A 17969-nucleotide genomic window follows, 5' to 3' on the forward strand; every position below is an offset into this window, starting at 1 on the left:
AGAGTGTGGCAATTGTTGGTGCCGGTGTAGCCGGGCTGGCTGCCGCTCAGGCGCTGGTCGCCAATCAAAGCGGGATTGTGCCGGTCGTCTTCGAGAAGAGTCGAGGTGTGGGTGGCCGGGCCGCTACTCGACGCATCGACGGTTTTTGCTTCGATCACGGTGCTCAGTATGTGAAAGCACCTACGCCTGAGTTACACGCTCTCATCGCTGCCACGGGCGATGCCGTGACGGTTGATCGCCCAGTCTGGACATTTACCAGTACGAACCAGATTGCCCCTGGTGATCCGGCCTTCGCCGATGAACAGAAGTGGACCTGGCCGGGCGGGATTACCCGGCTGGCAAAGTATCTGGCTACCGGTAGCGAGGTGCGATTGGAAACCACTGTGGCCCGTTTGCATCGTGAGCACGACGCCTATCGTCTCTTCGCCGACGACGGTCGTGATCTGGGTAGTTTTGCCGCCGTTCTGTTGACTGCTCCGGCCCCCCAGACAGCCACCATCCTCGCCACCAGTCATCTCGCTGATGTCCAACCTTTGATCGAGGCACTCCAGACCGTTCAATACCGGCGTTCGATCAGTATCACGCTGGCGTTGCCCCGCCGTCCACTCGTGCCCTGGTATGCGCTGGTCAACGTAGATCGCCAGCACCCGATCAGTTGGCTGGCCTGCGAACACGATAAACCCAACCGGACACCACCCGATCACGGTCTGCTTATTGCCCAGATGAGCGACCACTGGGCTATAACGCACTGGGATGCTCTTCAGAAAGGAACCTTTTCTCCTGCCGATGCCCCCCAACCAATTGTTGAAGCGCTGGCGGCAATCCGTGCGCTTATCGGTGATGTTGATCAACCGCTGTGGATCAATGTCCAACGCTGGCGATATGCACTTCCAGACACGGCGGTACCGTTAAGCGAGCACGACCGTCTCATCCTCGCTGGAGACATGCTGTGCGGTCAGGGGCGCGTCCATCTCGCTATCGAGAGCGGTTGGTGCGCTGCGACGCGCATCCGCCAAATTCTATCGTGAGGATACCTGTATGACAACTCCGGTCTGGCCACCTGTATTCGACGGACATAATGACGTTATTCTCGACCTTTACCGCCCTAAACCCGGTGAAGAACGCGATTTCTTTCATGCCAGTCCCTACGGTCATCTCGATCTGCCTCGTGCACGGGCTGGCGGGTTTGGTGGCGGCTTTTTTGCCATCTATGTTCCACCACCACTTGCGCTCAGGCCACTACCGGATCACATTCCCTCGCCCCCGTATCATATGCCATTGCCACCACCACTCGAACATAGCTACGCCTTACACACGACCATGGCAATGGCCGCACGCCTCTTCCGCATCGAGGCCGAGTCCAACGGCCAGTTTCGCATCTGTCGTACTGCTGATGACATCTATACCTGTCTGACGAACGGTATTATGGCAGCCGTTTTCCATATTGAAGGTGCTGAAGCGATTGGCCCTGATCTCGACGAGCTAGAGGTACTCTATCAGTCCGGTTTGCGCTCGTTGGGACCGGTCTGGAGTCGGTCCAATATTTTTGGTCACGGCGTACCGTTTGCGTTTCCTGCTTCACCCCATACCGGCCCTGGTCTGACCGATGCCGGTAAAGCGCTGGTCAAGGCGTGCAATCAACTACGCATCCTGATCGATCTCTCGCATTTGAACGAAGCCGGTTTTTGGGACGTTGCCCAGCTAAGCACGGCACCGTTGGTGGCTACGCATTCCAATGCGCATGCTATCTGTCCCAGTAGTCGGAATCTTACTGATCGGCAGCTCGATGCCATTCGCGACTCGGATGGCATGGTCGGACTGAATTTTGCCGTCACGTTTTTGCGCCCTGACGGGCACCGTGATGCTGATACGCCGGTTTCGATTATGGTGCGGCATGTGCAGTATCTGGTTGAACGCCTGGGTATTGATCGGGTAGGTTTTGGTTCAGATTTCGACGGTGCCTTGATCCCGCAGGCTATTCGCGACGTAAGCGGTTTACCGGTACTCTTGCAAGCGCTGGCCGATGCCGGCTTTACACCGGCAGAACTACGCAAGCTGGCCTACGAAAACTGGTTGCGCGTATTGCGGTTGACCTGGGGCGCATAACGTGATCACATCGTGAACAGACATCAATTCCAGACTATCACAGCTAAGGAGAGTACATTCCCGCTATGCAACACCTGCATCCGATTGAGCAACGAGTGCTCAGCGTTATCGACGACGATGGCTTATTGAAGGCACTGGCCGAACTGGTCAGTATCCCCAGCCTCGATGGCACTACGGCTGAAAATGAAGCCCAAGAGGCCGTCGCTGCGTTGCTACAATCCCAATCAATGACGATTGATCGGTGGGAGATCGATCTGCCCCTTCTGTACGCTCATCCTGATTGCAGTTGGGAAGTACCGCGTGAGCGAGCGCTCGGTGTCGTCGGAATTCTGGGTGAGGATCGTGGTGGACGCAGTCTTATCTTCAACGGCCATGTTGACGTTGTGCCGGCTGGTGACCTCCGCCTGTGGCATAGTGATCCGTGGCAGGCGACTATCGTCAATGGCCGGGTCTACGGGCGCGGTGCACTGGATATGAAGGGAGGGCTGTGTTGTGCCATCTTTGCCGCCCGGGCCATTGCGGCTGCGGGTGTCCGGCTCCGTGGCCGTCTCGTGATCCAGAGTGTGATCGGCGAAGAAGATGGCGGTCTCGGCACACTGGCAGCCATTCTGCGCGGTCATACTGCCGATGCCGCGATTGTGGCCGAGCCAACAGAATTGAAAGTTGCACCAGCTCAGGCCGGTGCACACAATTTCCGCTTAACGGTGTATGGAGCGGCGGCGCACGGCTGCGTGCGTGAAGAGGGTGTCAGTGCAATTGAAAAATTTGCACCGCTACACCAGGCCATCATCGCGCTCGAACGTGCTCGCAACGAACGCTTGCGCACAGCCGACAGCAGCGGTCTCTTCTCGCGCTATCGTACCCCCAACGCTATCTGTATCGGTGTGGTGCGGGCAGGCGAATGGGCCTCTTCCGAAGCCGAGCAACTGGTCGCCGAAGGTCGTTATGGAATTGGGGTCGGCGAAGACCCGGCTGTTGCACGCGCCGAGCTGGAGCAGACGATAGCCGCCGCTGCGGCCCAAGACCCCTGGCTGCGCGATCATCCGCCAACGCTGGAATGGTGGGGTGGGCGGTTTGATCCGGCCAGTACGCCCATGGACTCACCTGTTGTCCAAACCCTTGCCTCCTGTGATCAGGCGGTGCGGGGCACACCTGCCACATTTGAAGGCATGACCTACGGCGCCGATATGCGGCTACTGGTCAATGTTGGCGGTATTCCTACCGTTCTCTACGGGCCGGGTGATGTCCGCGATGCCCACCGACCGAACGAGTCGGTTGCCATCGCCGATTTACAGACAGCCACTCGCGTCCTGGCCCTCACTGCCCTTCGCTTCTGCGGTTACGATGAGGAATAGTTGATGAAAACCAGTCTTCAGATCGCTGCCGAAGCCCGGCTAGAGCCGATTGCTGCTATTGCTGAACGGCTTGGCTTGCCTGCCGGGTACCTCGAACCGTATGGCCGGTACCGCGGCAAGATTGACCTCACCTTTCTTGACGACTACCACGACCAGCCATTGGGCCGTTATGTCCTGGTCAGCGCAATCACACCCACACCGCTCGGCGAAGGCAAGACCACAACTGCCATCGGGCTGGCAATGGCGCTCAATCGTATTGGCAAGCGTGCCGCGGTCACCTTACGCCAATCCTCGCTAGGGCCAGTCTTTGGCATTAAAGGCGGTGGTGCCGGCGGCGGTTACAGCCAGATCGTGCCCCTTGCCGAAAGCATTCTGCACCTGAACGGCGATATTCACGCTGTGTCACAGGCGCACAATCAGTTGGCTGCGCTGACCGACAATAGCTGGTATCACGGTAACCCGCTCGACATTGATCCCGACCGGATCGAGATTCGCCGGGTTGTTGACGTGAATGATCGCTTTCTACGCCAGGTGATGATCGGGCTGGGTGGTAAACAGAATGGCTTTCCTCGTCAGACCGGCTTCGACATCAGTGTCGCCAGTGAACTCATGGCCATTCTGGCGATGGTAAATGGTGTTGGTGCCCGGGCTGCCTTGCGCGATCTCCGCAGCCGGATCGGTCGTATGGTGGTTGCCTTCCGCCGTGACGGTACACCCATTACTGCCGAAGATGTGCGTGGCGCCGGAGCGGCGACGGTACTTATGCATGAGGCTCTCAAACCGAACCTGATGCAGACTATCGAAAACACACCAGCCCTCATTCATGCCGGGCCATTCGCCAACATTGCCCAGGGTAATTCATCGATCCTGGCCGATCTGATTGCGTTACGGTGTGCCGATTACGTGGTCACCGAAGCCGGGTTTGGCGTGGATATTGGGGCAGAAAAGTTCTTCAATCTAAAGTGTCGGGCCAGCGGACTCTGGCCCGATGTGGCGGTAATTGTCGCGACTATTCGGGCGCTGAAGGCGCATAGCGGAAAGTACGACATTGTAGCCGGCAAACCGTTGCCACCGGCCTTACTGCACGAAAATCCCGACGATGTCATCAGCGGTGGCGCCAACCTGCGGCGCCAGATCGAGAACCTGCACCAGTTCAAGGTACCGGTGATCGTTGCCCTCAATGCATACCCGGAAGACACCCCGGCAGAGATAGACGCAGTTGCCCACATTGCCACCACTGCCGGCGCTGCCGGCATGACCGTGAGCAATGTTTATACAGAAGGCAGTGCCGGCGGGGTAGACCTCGCCCGCCTGGTTATCGAGGTTGCCGAACGACCGGGACCGCGTTCGGTACAGTTTCTCTACCCGCTGGAGTGGTCGCTGGCCGACAAAATCACCACTATCGCGCATCGCATTTACGGCGCGGCAGCGGTAACGTTCAGCCCAACAGCAGCCGCCCAACTGGCAGCCCTTGAGGATGCTGGTTTTGGCAATTTACCCATCTGTATGGCGAAAACGTATCTCAGTCTGAGCCACGATCCAGCCTTGCGCGGTGCACCGGAAGGCTTCACCTTCCCGATTCGCGAGGTGCGCCTCAGTGCTGGTGCCGGATTCATCTTGCCGATTGCCGGCACGACGGTCACGATGCCGGGTCTGGGTGCCCATCCAGCGGCCCATCAGATTGACATTGATGACGAGGGGAATATTGTTGGTCTATTTTAGTGAAGGTTGGACTGGTGAGTGGAGGAAAGATTGTTGCCAGTCCAACCAACATTGTGTCTGCCTGCGCCTGACATACCATACCCTCAGACGCAGGCGAACGAGGTGTATTTGACCCAACTGGTGTTTGCCGGATCATCGTCAAAGTTATCACCTTGCCAGGACTCAGGACGAACGGCGTGGGCTGGCAATCCATTCCTATCCATAACCGGGAGTTATTGAGGTTTCACCGACGTATGTACGCTCTCCGGTCAAAGGAGACCAAGCATATCCCAACGCCCTTTCCAGAGCAGATATTGTCTTTTTTGCCCACCATCCGGGCTCAATCCAATAGCCTAGAGACGTCTGCACATCATCCAATCAACGAAGACCCAAAAACGATATTCATTAACGTGCGGTGCTGTGGGCTGACAGCCAACAATACTCGAATGCAACGAACTATCATCAGGTGCCAGCACCTGCTCAACGCCTGTTTTCACAACAACTGACGCGCCAGCTTCATTACCTTGTTCATCGCTATAGGGGCAAACAATGATTGCCGCCAGGTAGCAACGCCAGACCCGGCCATCGTCACGAAACACAAGCGGCTGGTAATCGGTTTTTGGTAGACTTGTGCCCCACATACAAAATGTACGTTCAGTTATGCGATACGCTTTCTTCGGTATGTGAACGAGAGTCTGCGTGAGCGATAGGCTCTCGCCCTGATATGTACATTGCAGTGTGAACGTGATCACCAACATTTCTGTAGACGAATAAACGAATTGTAAAGGCACAAACGCTCCTGTTGTGTTATGATGCAAATACTGACGTTAATCTACTCAACACTGTGGCATTGTCTGTATGAAGCGCACATCTCTGATAATCTTCACCCTCATTATTGGTGTGCTTAATTGGTTTACCTTCACGCCACCACCATCAACTCACGCCGATGCATCGCATCTGAATGCGACCCCAACCAGCCTCTCGGCGACCGTTGAACTCGGTGCTACGACAACCGTCAATCTGACGATTACCAACTCTGCCAATACTGCCACAACCCTTTATCTACATACCGGCCATCCTCCACCAATGGTACCGGCCATGATGATGGCACCACCACACGTGCCGGTACCCTTACCGCAACAGCATGAGCGTGTCGATCCTGATCTTCAGGCGGCGTTGCGTGACGGTCAGACCCGTTTTCTCGTCTTTTTTGCCGACCGACCCGACCTTGGCCCGGCGTTTCTCATTCGTGACTGGGAAGAGCGTGGGGAGTATGTCTACCGCACGCTAACGACCCACGCCGAGCGGAGTCAACGTGCGGTGCGGGCAATGCTCGATGCGGCTGGTGTACGCTATCAACCACTCTGGATAGTTAATGCCTTACTGGTTGAAGGCGATGCGACCTTAGCAAACGCCCTAGCCACTCATACCGATGTAGCTCTGTTGATGGCCGATCATCAATTGCAGATGGCGCCTCCTGCCACAACCACCGCTGTTTCGTGTTCGGCAACCTCCAATAATGTCTGCTGGAATATTGCTCGCATCGGGGCTGATCGAGTCTGGCGTGAGTTCGGTGTGACCGGCAGTGGGATTACGGTTGCGAACATTGATAGCGGTGTTCAGTACACCCATCCGGCACTGGTGAATCAGTATCGTGGCAACCTTGGCAGCAACACGTTTGATCACAACTACAACTGGTTTGATCCGGTCGGAAACCAACCGGCGCCGGTGGATTCGGGGACGCATGGGACGCATGTTATGGGTACGATGGTCGCTAGTCCGCCTGGTGAACCGGCTATGGGAGTGGCACCAGGAGCACGCTGGATTGCCGCCCGTGCCTGTAGTAGTGTCACGTGTAATGATAGTGACATTATTGCTGCTGCCCAGTGGATGCTGGCTCCTACCGATCTTGCCGGTAATAACCCACGCCCCAGTCTGCGCCCGCACATCCTGAATAATTCCTGGTCATTCGACAGCGGGGGCAATCCGGTATACAGTGGTTACGCTACAGCTTGGCAGGCAGCCGGTATCTTTGTCGTCTTTGCTGCCGGCAATACCGGCAATAATCTCACCACTTGTAGTTCAGTAGCCTCGCCCGGCGATTACAGTAATGTGGTTGCTGTTGGCGCTACCGATCAAAATGACCTTTTGAGCTATTTCAGCCGCATCGGCCCAACCACCGATGGCCGCATTAAGCCCGATCTGGTTGCACCAGGGCAGGGGATCGTTTCGACAGTTACCGCTGTAAACACCTATGGGGCATTGTCCGGTACTTCGATGGCCGCACCTCATGTAGCCGGTGCGGTTGCCTTGCTCTGGTCGGCGAAACCACAACTGATTGGGGATTATGATGCGACATACGCCCTGCTCACCGGTACAGCTTTGCCATTAACAGGTGATAGCAGGTATATGGGTGCTAACCATAGCGCCTGTCGGCCAGATGCGGTGCCTAACAACATCTACGGTTATGGTCGGCTTGACATCTTCAAAGCCGTCGCAGCGGCACGTGTCACCGTGCCCTGGCTGGTATTGCCGGAAGGATCATCACCATCGTTGGCCAGTTATGGCAATATCGTCATTCCAATCACTCTCGATGCGCGCCGCTTAGCCGGACCTGGCGTCTATACAGCGCGCATTCTGATCTATGGTGATAATCTAACCGATCCACCATTAGTTGTTCCGGTTACGATGACGGTACCATCCCGCCCGTCACACGCCACTATTAGCGGCACAGTGACCGATAGCGAAACCGGTTATCCATTGCGCGGGGTCATTACCACGACGAACGGTGTGACACTCACTACCAATGCGACCGGCGGTTATAGTCTGACCGTCCCCGGCGGTGTTGCACAGCAATTGACGGCAACGGCCAGTAATTTCGCATCAAAACAGCAATCGATTACGCCGGCCCCGGGCAGCACTGCGACACTGAATTTTGCCCTTGATCCCCTGCGGCCAAAACTTACCGTCGTTCAAGACTTGCTCACGGCAACAGTAGATTTCAACCAGACCACACCGATAACGTTACCGCTGCGTAACGATGGCAATATGCCGCTCAGCTACACTTTACGTGTCGATAGCGAACCTTACGGGGTCTGGCGGAGTGATGAATCGGGAGGCCCTACCGGTGGGTGGATTGATCCGCCTTTCGATGCTCAGATTCTGAACCTCTTTGATGATGGCAACAGTTCAGCTATCGATCTCGGTTTTGATTTTTCGTTTGCCAACACCTACTATCGCAATATCTACATCAGTGCCAATGGCATCATTGCCTTTGCCCCGTTTGCATCCTCCGAGTCCTTCTTTACTCCGAGTTGCATTCCACTGATGGCAACCACAGCACCGGCTATCGTTCCGCTCCATGTGGATTTCAACAGTGCTGAGGGGGGACAGATTAGTGTTGCCTACATCAGCAGTGGCGTATTGATTACCTGGGATAATGTGCCACTCTACGGTACAACCCGTACGTTGAGTGTTCAGGCACTGTTGCAACCAGATGGTACTATCCGCTTTCACTATCGGAACGTTACCAGTCTGACGAAAAATGATATGGGAGCAGTTGGTCTCCAGTTCGCCAACGGATCACAGATCATCGCCTGCGACATTGAGCGTATTGATCAACCACAACCACCGCTGAAGCTCTCTGATGGTCTGGTTATTGAGCTGCGTCCACAAGTCGATCCGAAGGCATGGCTAAGTATCAGCCATGCGGGCAGTGCCACCATTGCTGCCGGATCGCAGACGAATGCTCAGCTAACAGCCCGCTGGATTGGCCCCTTGTACACAACCCAACAGGCTCGTGTGCGCATTATCAGCAACGATCCACGACAACCGGTCACTGAAGTGCGCATTCACCTCAACGAAGGTATGCCGGCGCCGTACCAGGTTTTACTGGTGCAAATCTTTCGCTAGTGCAACGTTATCCCGGCATCGTTCGTCTCTTGTATCGTAGCATGCATACGTGCTACGATACGCTTCAGCACGACTGCTACCATTCAGGCTTTATCTTGCGTGGAGTTTCCATGGAATCCTATCAGAATGAAGTTTTTGCACCGATTGATGTTGATCATGTACTCGAACGAGTCGCCGGTGGTAATGAAACTGAGGTCTACCGTAGTGATGATTACCGCTTTGTTGTCAAACTCAAAGGCGATTTAAGTAGTCGTGATGTAGGCACAATGTTGCACGAAGCTCGCCAGATGAAGAGCGCAGCCCAACGTTTTGCAGCCTGTCTCGGTAGCAATCACGCCATTCCTACCTATTTTGTCCTCAGCCGCGATCAAGCCGGATTTGTGCATATCCTGGCTATCCAGCCCTATCTTCAACACGCACGTGTGCTGGCCGCCGTCGACTGGCGACGCATTCCAGCCGATCATCGTCGTCGGATCGGGCACGACCTGCGCCACATTATCTTCCGGGCTATCGGTTGTCTGCTCAGCACCGGTCATCTCCCCGACCTCTACGGTAGAGTGACTTCCAGTCCTGTTGAACGTCAGCGACGTAAACAGTTGCGGTATCTGCCAGAACGAATCTGGAGCTTTCTGGTTAAACGGACTATTTTACAGTCGCAGAATTTAATGCTTACCGGCGAGAATCCGCCACGCCTGATCCTGATCGACTACGATGAAGTGCGACGCCACACCCTGTACCGGATGATCTACTTTCTGGCGCGCCTTGTGCTCTTTACTCGCGATCTGATCGTTATCTGGTGGCAGTTAGAGCGAAAGCCGGAAGGAGTAGGCGGTTCAAGAGCTACCAAACAATAGGGTCGCCTGCCCCAAACTGACGTGGAATAAAAGAGATAATCGCTTCTTTCCGGGTGAGACCCACGGGAACTTATCGTAGTGTGGCGTGAAACTGCCATTCGTATCAAATCTGAAAAATATCACGCGTAGCACGCGATTCAAGACGTCCCCTTATGTCCCTCCCACCTTCGCCGCATCTCTCGTATGACAATGTGAACAGGTACATGCATCGTCAGTAGGGGCGGGTTCTTTCCGTCCCTCCCGCGTTCGTCACGTCTCTTATATGGGAATGTGAACAGTAGGGGCGGGTTCTGAACCCGTCCCTATGGAACCCTCCCATCCGTATTATGAATCCTCACGGATTGTTGCGAAGCGTGCGGATCGTCACGGTTCAACGCATATCCGGTGAAGAGAAAAACCACTTCGCCGCCAGCTCAGCTCCGGTGCGAGTGTAGTGTTGTAACACCCGATTTTCCCATTATCACTTTAGGTCACGGACACCGCGCACCAGATCGAGTAGTGCAGCCCGGTCACCGCTATCTACGTCCCACACCCACAATGTTGTTGGATAACGCTGACTTTGGATCTGCGGGCCACGCGGACCGGCATCAGCCCCATTCACCGCAGCGTAGAAGAGCTGCCCATTATGTACCACAGCAGCGCCGATTCCACCCAGACTCTGACCGGTGGCCAGCAATTCACTGCGCTGGAGGCCACGCCAGCGGTAGAGCTGATAGTCCTGCACCAGATCGCTGGCACATAGCGTTGTCAGGTATAGCAACCGCCCTTCCTGGTCCCATCCTAACGGTCGTGTCCAGAAGGGTCCTTCGCGCAGTGGTTGGGGCGGGATTGGTTCTGGCGTTGCCATTGGGATCGCAGTAGCGGTTGGTGTCGCTGTTGGCGGCTGGGGTGTGACAGTGCCGGTCGGTGTTGTGGTTGGCGTGGCAGTTGCTGTAGCGGTTGGTGGAGCAGTCGGTGTAGCCGTAGGCGCCGGTAAGGTCACGCGCTGCGTACCGATCCGCTCGACCAGTTGCCCTGCGCTATCAAGGATCAACAGATCGGCGCCTGGATCATCAGCACGCAATGCCTCCACCGCAACGTATTCCCCGTTGGGGCTGGCGATCAATGCTCCAAAGCCACGGTATCTTACCACAAGGCGCTCATCAGTCAACAGTTCAGCACCCACATCGCGAACTTCCCCGGTCGGCAGACGCAAGAAGAGCGCACTGCGGCCATCGGGAGCTTCAGCGCGGTACACCAACCGTCCCCCGCTGAGCCACTGCGGCATGAACCGGCTCCATTCGTCGAGTGCAGCCTCTACCCGCTCTGGTTCACCACCGGTCACCGGTACGGTGTAAATTGTCCATTGGGTCGGAATTGCGCCAGTTTCATCAACCGCAAAAGCAATAGTGGAACCATCCGGGCTAAAGACCGGATCGGCGCAACTCACTCCTACTTGAGCCAGCGGTTGCGCCTCTCCTCCAGCACGTGGCAACAGCCAGAGCATTGAAGGTACGGCCAGCACTGCATCGGCCGGATCAAGTCCCGGCTCGGCGCGGCAGAATGCCAGATAATCACCACGCGGACTAACTGCCAGATGAGTCTCTGTTTCAGCTGAATTGGTGATATTCACCGCTCCGGCTAGACGACGATTCATACCATCGCCAACGGTAGAGAGTGCCGGATCGAGTTGCCAGACATCACCATCGAACAAGAAGTAGAGTGGTTCGAGCGAATCCGGCGCACTACTAGATGGCACCCGCAACGTATCACTGGCTACGCCAAAAGTAGCTGAGCGAGCAACGGCCACTGACAACCGGTTCTGCTCCAGTGTCACCCGAAATGGTACCGGTTCAGTAAGTGGCACCAGAATGGTTGCTCCCACGTCAGCCAGCGGATCAACCACAAACAATGCCTTGGTGATCGTACGGGTATTCGTAAATGCCACTGTTTGTGAAACCGGTGATGCCGCAAAGCGGTCATCGCGCAACCAGCCCGCCAGTTCAATCCGTAGAGCATACGGAGCGTTAAGCATTGACGCAGCCGGCACGATTCGGGCATCAACTACGGTCAGACAATTAACTGTCGCACTCAACGGGGCCGAACCCTGACTCAGATCAAAGATGAGGTCAAGCTGCTCAAAAGCTGGATTCCCGCTCGTTCGCACCTCTTGCAACGCTGCCGAGAAGCGACCGGTAGTCAAACCGACGGTTTGGGTACAGTAGCCAAAGCCGGTTAATGCCGGATTCGGGGTTGGCGTTGGTGGCAATGGTGTAACCGTTGGCGTAGCTGTTGCGGTAGCCGTTGGTGTTGGGCCGAATGTCGGCGTCGCAGTGGGTGTGGCAGTTGCCGTGGCAGTAGCAGTAGCCGTTGGTGTCGCCGAAGGCGTACCGGCGATGATTGTCTCAATATTTGCAATTTGCTCTCTCTCACCCACAGGGATCAGATCGCATCCCACCAGGACTATAGCGAACAGGATAACCAGCAGGCAAGGATGCACAACACGGAAACGCCCCACAAACGTCTCCTCATGCTCCACCCGATCAGCGACCGGATGCAGCGCTGATCAACAACCAAATGAGTCGTACACTACCCATTCGGTAACATAACCTTGATCCAACCCCGGCGCATTGCATAAACCACAGCCTGGGTGCGATCATTCACAGCCAGCTTGCGCAAAATCGACGAAATGTGATTCTTGACAGTCTGGTTACTGATGTCAAGCCGGGCAGCGATCTCACGATTGGTATGCCCGGCTGCTACCAGTTCCAGCACTTCTAGCTCGCGCACTGACAGTGGTGAAAAGATTGTCTGTATCTCATCATCACCGACCATCTGCCGAAATGCCTCCAGAACCGTAGCAGCCACTTCGGGTGAAGCCAATACCAGATCGTTGATCGGGTACTCGCCACGTCGCACCTGACGTAGTGTGCCGAGCAAGTCGGCAAATTCAACATTCGGTGGCACACATGCCGCTACGCCGGCACGAATGGCCTTCACCACAAACGCGCCATTCTGTACCGGCCCAAACAGTACGATGGCAATATGAGGATGACTTCGCTTGATAACCCGCGCTACCTCTAACCCGTTTACACCTGGCAAATCGGTATCCATCAGTACCAGATCGGGATCAACCTGATCCACTAACTGGATAGCCTGTTGACCATTGCTGGCTTCACCAACCACTGAAAATCCGGGCGCGGGCGTTGACGACAAGGCAAGGCGCAAACCATCTCGAAAGAGAGAGACAGTATGCACAATTATCAGCGTTGTCACACTCACGGGTAACTCCTCCACCGATTTGTTGATGTCGGCTCTGCCACCGATACTATCTATCGCATGCTCATTGGCATCACAATATGAATGTACCCGTCTTGGCCAACCGGCTTAAACACTGCCGGACTTTGTGCACTCTGCATTTCAAAGGCGATTTGATTGGAGTGTACTGCTGCAATCGCATCGGCCAGGAATCTGACATTGAGCGCAATAACGCCGCCTTCACCGGTCACACTACCATCAAGTTCGCTGGTATTATCACCCAACTCAGCAGCATTTGCACTGATCACAACCCTTCCTGGTGCTAATTCACTTGCCGGTTCAATCTTCAGCTTCACCACATTCTGGCTACTGCCGGCGAAGAATGATGCCAGCTTGACCGCCTTCGCCAGTTCACTGCTATCAAGTACCATGCGGGTCAGGTATTGCTGTGGAATAATCCGCTCGAAATCAGGAAATCTTCCTTCTATTAAACGTGATACAACTTCAATATTTTCGGTGTAGAAGAGCACGTGGCTGTCCCCTGGCGTATAGACCATTGCCACTTCTGCGTCCGTATCACCAATGATCCGGGCCAATTCGCTCAATGTACGCGCCGGGATCAGGCAATCAACCGCGTGCGCAACCGGAGCAGACAACTGAATTGTTCGCATCGCCAGACGGAAGCCATCCGCCGCAACCAGCGTGACTTGCTGATCGCGCGTTCGTACCAGCACCCCGGTCAGGATCGGACGCGACTCATCAGTGGCAGCCGCAAACGCCACCTGGTCAATCGCCTCTTGCCATACCTCAGCTGCTAGTGATACCAGCGGCGTTTGGGCGCTGACTGTTGGTAGCGAAGGAAATTCGTCTGCATCTACCCCTTTGATATTGCTCACGAAACGCCCGCACTCAACACGTAAGGTCTGGGTTTTCTGATCGAGGCTTAGGGTAACCTTGTCATTTGGCAGGCCGCCGACCACATCAGTTAATAATTTGGCCGGTACGGCTACTGCACCGTCGCGAGTAATCGTAGCGCTGATCCAGCGATTAATACCTACCTCCAGATTGGTAGCCGTCAACTTCAGCCGGCCTTCATCGGTGGCAAGGAGTACATTCGCCAACACCGGCAGTGTGCTCTTGCCGGCGACAGCATGGCCGACTGCGGCCAGACCACGCTTTAAATCTTCCTGCATGCATGTGAGCTTCATTGTCGCTCCTTGAAAAGACAACCTCAATCACGGCATACGAACGCCGCCCTTGATCCGGGTGTGGCGCATTATAGCATATTGCGCTAACCAATGACAGCGTATCAATAGCTATTATCCCATAACGCAGCGCCATGTAGCGCACACTTCATTTCTCCCGACTATCAGTCGGCATATAACCAGGGACGTAATTCCTGTGTAGGCAAATACCCTGGCCTGCCTCACCCGGTGAGACGGTGTGATCAGGCTGCAACATGCACAGTAGCCTCTAAACAAGAGCTTGCGCATGCTATTGGAAAATAAGCAGGTATGCCTGCTCATTACATAACCGTGCAGATGGTGTGCATTTCGGGAACAAAGACCTTGACTTTTTTCAGAGCCGTGGTAACGTTCATAAGGGAAGAGTTTTTATATTTTGATGATTGACACAGCGATGGTTAACAGAAAGGATTATTCTATGGTCGTTGCAACCCGTCGCTTTGAATTTTCGGCAGCTCATCGCTACTGGCGCGATGATTGGAGTGCGGAAGAAAATGAGCGAGTCTTCGGGCCATACACTAGCCCATACGGTCATGGGCATAACTATACACTCGATGTCAGCATTACCGGTGAGCTTGATGAGCGCACCGGGATGGTGATGAATATGACCGAATTGAAGGCTATCGTGAATGATGTGCTTGAAGAGTTTGACCACAAGCACCTCAACTACGATACACCCTACTTCCGCGATCAGGTACCTACAACCGAGAATCTAGTGCGCGTACTCTGGCGTTTAATTGCAGCCCGTCTACCTACCCATGTGCGCCTGAAGCATCTTCGCCTTTATGAGCAGCCCGATTTGTGGGCCGAATACGATGGTGTCGGTGAGACCCAATTTGCCCGCCTGTACACCTTCGCCGCTGCCCATCGTCTGCATGCACCAACCTTGAGCGATGAGGAGAATCTGGCTACTTATGGCAAATGCAATAATCCCAATGGTCACGGTCACAACTATACGCTAGAGGTTACGGTACAGGGGCCGATTGATCCGGCAACCGGTATGCTGGTTGATCTAGAGTGGCTTGACCGCACGGTACACTCGGTCATCGACCGATTGCATCTGCGCCACCTAGATCGTGAGATTCCGGCTTTTGCCGACCGCCCATCGACCGCTGAGCATATCATCGTTTACCTCTGGAATGAACTTGCGCCACTGCTTGAAGGTCGCTTGGCGCTCTTGCGCTTGTGGGAGACCCGCAAGAACATATTTAGCTACGCCGGCCCGTTGGTCATTCCCGCCTGATGGCACGTAATCTTGGGTTTCTTCGCCGAACGCGCACGTCGCGTTGTTCGTGCCTGTAATGGAGAACATATCGCCGGCCCGTTGGTCATTCCCGCCTGATGGCACGTAATCCTGGGTTTCTTCGCCGAACACGCACGTCGCGTTGTTCGTGCCTGTAATGGAGAACATATCTATGTCTATGTCTAGTAATGGTAACGGCTATCACCAACCGACTCCTGAGCTTGATGAGGAGCACTACGAGAGTTTGATCATCCCTGGACGAGGGAAACTTGAAGGTATGTCATTTAACGCCGATCCTCGTATTGAGGAGGCGGTGCGGACAATTCTGGCTGCTATTGGTGAGGTTCCGGATCGCGAAGGGCTGCAGAAGACGCCGTCACGGGTGGCTAAGATGTATGCCGAACTGACGGCAGGTTACCACATTGATCCGCAAGCGTTGATCAACGGTGCCGTCTTCAGTGTGGCCTATGATGAGATGGTATTGGTCACCAATATTGACTACTACAGTCTCTGTGAACATCACATGCTACCATTTTTTGGTCAGGTTCACGTGGCCTATATCCCCAATGGCAAAGTTGTCGGTCTAAGCAAAATACCACGCATTGTCGAGATGTTTGCCCGGCGCTTGCAAGTGCAGGAACGGATGACAGTGCAGATCGCTGACTTTATCAATACCACCCTTGAACCTGCCGGTGTTGCAGTCGTGGCCGAAGGCATTCATATGTGTGGCGTAATGCGCGGCGTCAAGAAGGCCAGTGCACGTATGGTAACCTCGGCAATGCGGGGTGTGTTCCGCGAAGACCCCAAGACGAGGGCCGAGTTTATGGCTCACATTAACCGAGTGAATAACCGTCAGGAATAGGCCTTTCGCACACGCCTGCACACGACAGCTATTTGCGCTTATCTGCAAGCTACAGTTCCGGGAACCAGGCAGTGTTGTTAATAAGCGATGCTGTCGCTTATTGCAACAGGGAAAGAAGATATGCGTACTATGTTGATAATCGGTGCTTCACGCGGTATCGGTGCAGCTACAGCTCTTGCATTGGCCGGGCCTGACACTCGTTTAACGCTGGCAGCACGTGATCGTACTGCACTTGAAGCGGTTGCCAAACAGGCTACTGCGGCCGGTGCTCAGTGCCTCGTCGCACCATGTGATGTCACCGATCCGGCTCAGGTTGCTCAAACCATTGCTCAGGCTGCTGGCGAAGGAACGCTTGATGTTGTGGTTCATAGTGTAGGTGGAGCACTGGTAGCACCACTGGCCGACATTGAACTTCCCGCCTGGGAAGAACACTTACGGACTCAGCTCACCAGTCTCTTTCTGGTTGCGAAAGAGGCTACAGTCCGCATGGATCGTGGTGGCCTATTCATCAATATTGCCTCAGTTGCCGCTCGCCAGGCATTTCCAGGCTGGTCGGCATATGTAGCCGCCAAACACGGTGCTCTTGGCTTTATGGCTGCCCTCCGTGAAGAGCTGCGCCCACGCGGTATTCGTGTCTGCTCGATCCTACCCGCTGCCACCGATACCGCGATTTGGGATGCCATACCAGGTGATTGGTCGCGTACCAATATGTTACAACCAAGTGATGTTGCTGCAGTCATTGCCGCCATTGTTGCACTTCCACTATACGCGACGGTTGAGGATTTGACGATTGGTCATGTCACAGGCCGACTGTGAGGTGTAGCTTTTGGCTGTCATACGGCAGTTGCCGAAAAGCTGTGCGATGGTGAGTGGGCTGGCCTGTTCCTCGCAGCCGGTCCGATGCACAACCGGGGTGGAAGTACAACTTCCGCCCTCCAACCCATGTGGTAGAGGTACTACAACGCGCCGAACATGTCTCTTCCGGCGCGTACCCACTGCTCAGATGAGATGCCTTCATTCTCCTGCTTATCACCACCTTGCTATCCATGCAATTACTGCGCCAACGCCATCTCTCAACTCAACCTGCTGCGATCTTGACAAACCTCAGCTCTTCGACTAGAATCGAAGGGCTACAGCGCCAATGTAGCTCAGTCGGTAGAGCAGCTGTTTCGTAAACAGCCGGTCGCCGGTTCGAGTCCGGCCATTGGCTCCACCAGTTTTGCCATTGCGTTGCGGAGGCCCATGATGATGGCTGGCATCACATGGGTCTCAGGCTTTTTTGATCTGACGAACCGGTCTATGGTAATATATATAGGCTGACAACGCAAAATATCTGCCAGGCGTTAGGCAGATACGGGATTTCAAGAATGGTTCTTCACGTGTCCTGAAACGAGTAATGTTCTGAGCGACCATCTAGGAAACCTCAATCAGGACAGGTGACGACAATCAGCTAGC

Annotated in this window: 13 protein-coding genes and 1 tRNA gene; 10 read left to right on the plus strand and 4 right to left on the minus strand. The window is 54.9% G+C overall.

All coding sequences use genetic code 11. The features are described from left to right. The first annotated feature begins 5 nt into the window (after positions 1–5). The 4 genes from VAE55_RS00550 (at position 6) to VAE55_RS00565 (ending at position 5183) form a co-directional block, all read left to right on the plus strand. A complete protein-coding gene (locus tag VAE55_RS00550; RefSeq protein ID WP_322813878.1) occupies positions 6–1028 on the plus strand; it encodes an NAD(P)/FAD-dependent oxidoreductase in 1023 nt (340 codons plus the stop codon). Positions 1029–1038: 10 nt separating this feature from the next. Further along, the gene (locus tag VAE55_RS00555) at positions 1039–2106 is read left to right on the plus strand and encodes a dipeptidase (RefSeq protein ID WP_322813879.1); all 1068 of its coding nucleotides are present in this window, start codon (positions 1039–1041) and stop codon (positions 2104–2106) included. Positions 2107–2171: 65 nt separating this feature from the next. Further along, a complete protein-coding gene (locus tag VAE55_RS00560; protein WP_322813880.1) occupies positions 2172–3461 on the plus strand; it encodes an ArgE/DapE family deacylase in 1290 nt (429 codons plus the stop codon). A 3-nt stretch (positions 3462–3464) separates the two neighbouring features. Next, entirely contained in the window at positions 3465–5183 is a 1719-nt protein-coding gene (locus VAE55_RS00565) for a formate--tetrahydrofolate ligase (RefSeq protein WP_322813881.1), read from the plus strand. 332 nt (positions 5184–5515) lie between these two features. On the opposite strand, the gene VAE55_RS00570 is transcribed toward VAE55_RS00565, so the two are convergent. Then, entirely contained in the window at positions 5516–5803 is a 288-nt protein-coding gene (locus tag VAE55_RS00570) for a hypothetical protein (protein ID WP_322813882.1), read from the minus strand. 217 nt (positions 5804–6020) lie between these two features. On the opposite strand from VAE55_RS00570, the gene VAE55_RS00575 reads away from it, so the two are divergent. Then, positions 6021–9074, plus strand: coding sequence for a S8 family serine peptidase (locus VAE55_RS00575; protein ID WP_322813883.1), 3054 nt, complete (start codon positions 6021–6023; stop codon positions 9072–9074). A 110-nt stretch (positions 9075–9184) separates the two neighbouring features. Next, complete coding sequence (locus VAE55_RS00580) at positions 9185–9928, plus strand: hypothetical protein (RefSeq protein WP_322813884.1); 744 nt, start codon at positions 9185–9187, stop codon at positions 9926–9928. 460 nt (positions 9929–10388) lie between these two features. Here VAE55_RS00580 and VAE55_RS00585 read toward each other — a convergent pair whose 3' ends face one another. From VAE55_RS00585 to dnaN, 3 genes are all read right to left on the minus strand, one after another. Continuing rightward, entirely contained in the window at positions 10389–12425 is a 2037-nt protein-coding gene (locus VAE55_RS00585) for a hypothetical protein (RefSeq protein ID WP_322813885.1), read from the minus strand. A gap of 71 nt (positions 12426–12496) precedes the next feature. Further along, entirely contained in the window at positions 12497–13189 is a 693-nt protein-coding gene (locus VAE55_RS00590) for a response regulator transcription factor (RefSeq protein WP_322813886.1), read from the minus strand. A 50-nt stretch (positions 13190–13239) separates the two neighbouring features. Next, positions 13240–14373, minus strand: coding sequence for a DNA polymerase III subunit beta (gene dnaN / locus VAE55_RS00595; RefSeq protein ID WP_322813887.1), 1134 nt, complete (start codon positions 14371–14373; stop codon positions 13240–13242). A 454-nt stretch (positions 14374–14827) separates the two neighbouring features. Here dnaN and VAE55_RS00600 point away from each other — a divergent pair, with 454 nt between their 5' ends. The 4 genes from VAE55_RS00600 to VAE55_RS00615 all read left to right on the plus strand — a co-directional run bounded on the left by VAE55_RS00600 (position 14828) and on the right by VAE55_RS00615 (position 17727). Next, positions 14828–15652, plus strand: a complete 825-nt coding sequence (locus VAE55_RS00600) for a 6-carboxytetrahydropterin synthase (RefSeq protein ID WP_322813888.1) — start codon at positions 14828–14830, stop codon at positions 15650–15652. 178 nt (positions 15653–15830) lie between these two features. Continuing rightward, on the plus strand, positions 15831–16514 hold the full coding sequence (folE, locus tag VAE55_RS00605; RefSeq protein ID WP_416181153.1) for a GTP cyclohydrolase I FolE: 684 nt from the start codon (positions 15831–15833) through the stop codon (positions 16512–16514). Between the two features lie 120 nt (positions 16515–16634). Continuing rightward, positions 16635–17330: an SDR family NAD(P)-dependent oxidoreductase gene (locus VAE55_RS00610; RefSeq protein WP_322813890.1), complete on the plus strand. Its 696-nt coding sequence runs from the start codon at positions 16635–16637 to the stop codon at positions 17328–17330. A 321-nt stretch (positions 17331–17651) separates the two neighbouring features. After that, positions 17652–17727: transfer RNA gene (locus tag VAE55_RS00615), tRNA-Thr, on the plus strand. The last annotated feature ends 242 nt before the right edge of the window (positions 17728–17969 follow it).

The organism is Chloroflexus sp., from assembly GCF_034432675.1.
In the GTDB taxonomy this organism is placed as follows: Bacteria; Chloroflexota; Chloroflexia; order Chloroflexales; family Chloroflexaceae; genus Chloroflexus.

Excerpts from the sequence above, each read along its gene's own strand:
- VAE55_RS00555 (WP_322813879.1), top strand. The coding sequence starts at position 1,039 with ATGACAACTCCGGTCTGGCCACCTGTATTCGACGGACATAATGACGTT.
- VAE55_RS00560 (WP_322813880.1), top strand. The coding sequence starts at position 2,172 with ATGCAACACCTGCATCCGATTGAGCAACGAGTGCTCAGCGTTATCGAC.
- VAE55_RS00565 (WP_322813881.1), top strand. The coding sequence starts at position 3,465 with ATGAAAACCAGTCTTCAGATCGCTGCCGAAGCCCGGCTAGAGCCGATT.
- VAE55_RS00570 (WP_322813882.1), bottom strand. The coding sequence starts at position 5,803 with ATGTGGGGCACAAGTCTACCAAAAACCGATTACCAGCCGCTTGTGTTT.
- VAE55_RS00575 (WP_322813883.1), top strand. The coding sequence starts at position 6,021 with ATGAAGCGCACATCTCTGATAATCTTCACCCTCATTATTGGTGTGCTT.
- VAE55_RS00580 (WP_322813884.1), top strand. The coding sequence starts at position 9,185 with ATGGAATCCTATCAGAATGAAGTTTTTGCACCGATTGATGTTGATCAT.
- dnaN (WP_322813887.1), bottom strand. The coding sequence starts at position 14,373 with ATGAAGCTCACATGCATGCAGGAAGATTTAAAGCGTGGTCTGGCCGCA.
- VAE55_RS00600 (WP_322813888.1), top strand. The coding sequence starts at position 14,828 with ATGGTCGTTGCAACCCGTCGCTTTGAATTTTCGGCAGCTCATCGCTAC.
- folE (WP_416181153.1), top strand. The coding sequence starts at position 15,831 with ATGTCTAGTAATGGTAACGGCTATCACCAACCGACTCCTGAGCTTGAT.
- VAE55_RS00610 (WP_322813890.1), top strand. The coding sequence starts at position 16,635 with ATGCGTACTATGTTGATAATCGGTGCTTCACGCGGTATCGGTGCAGCT.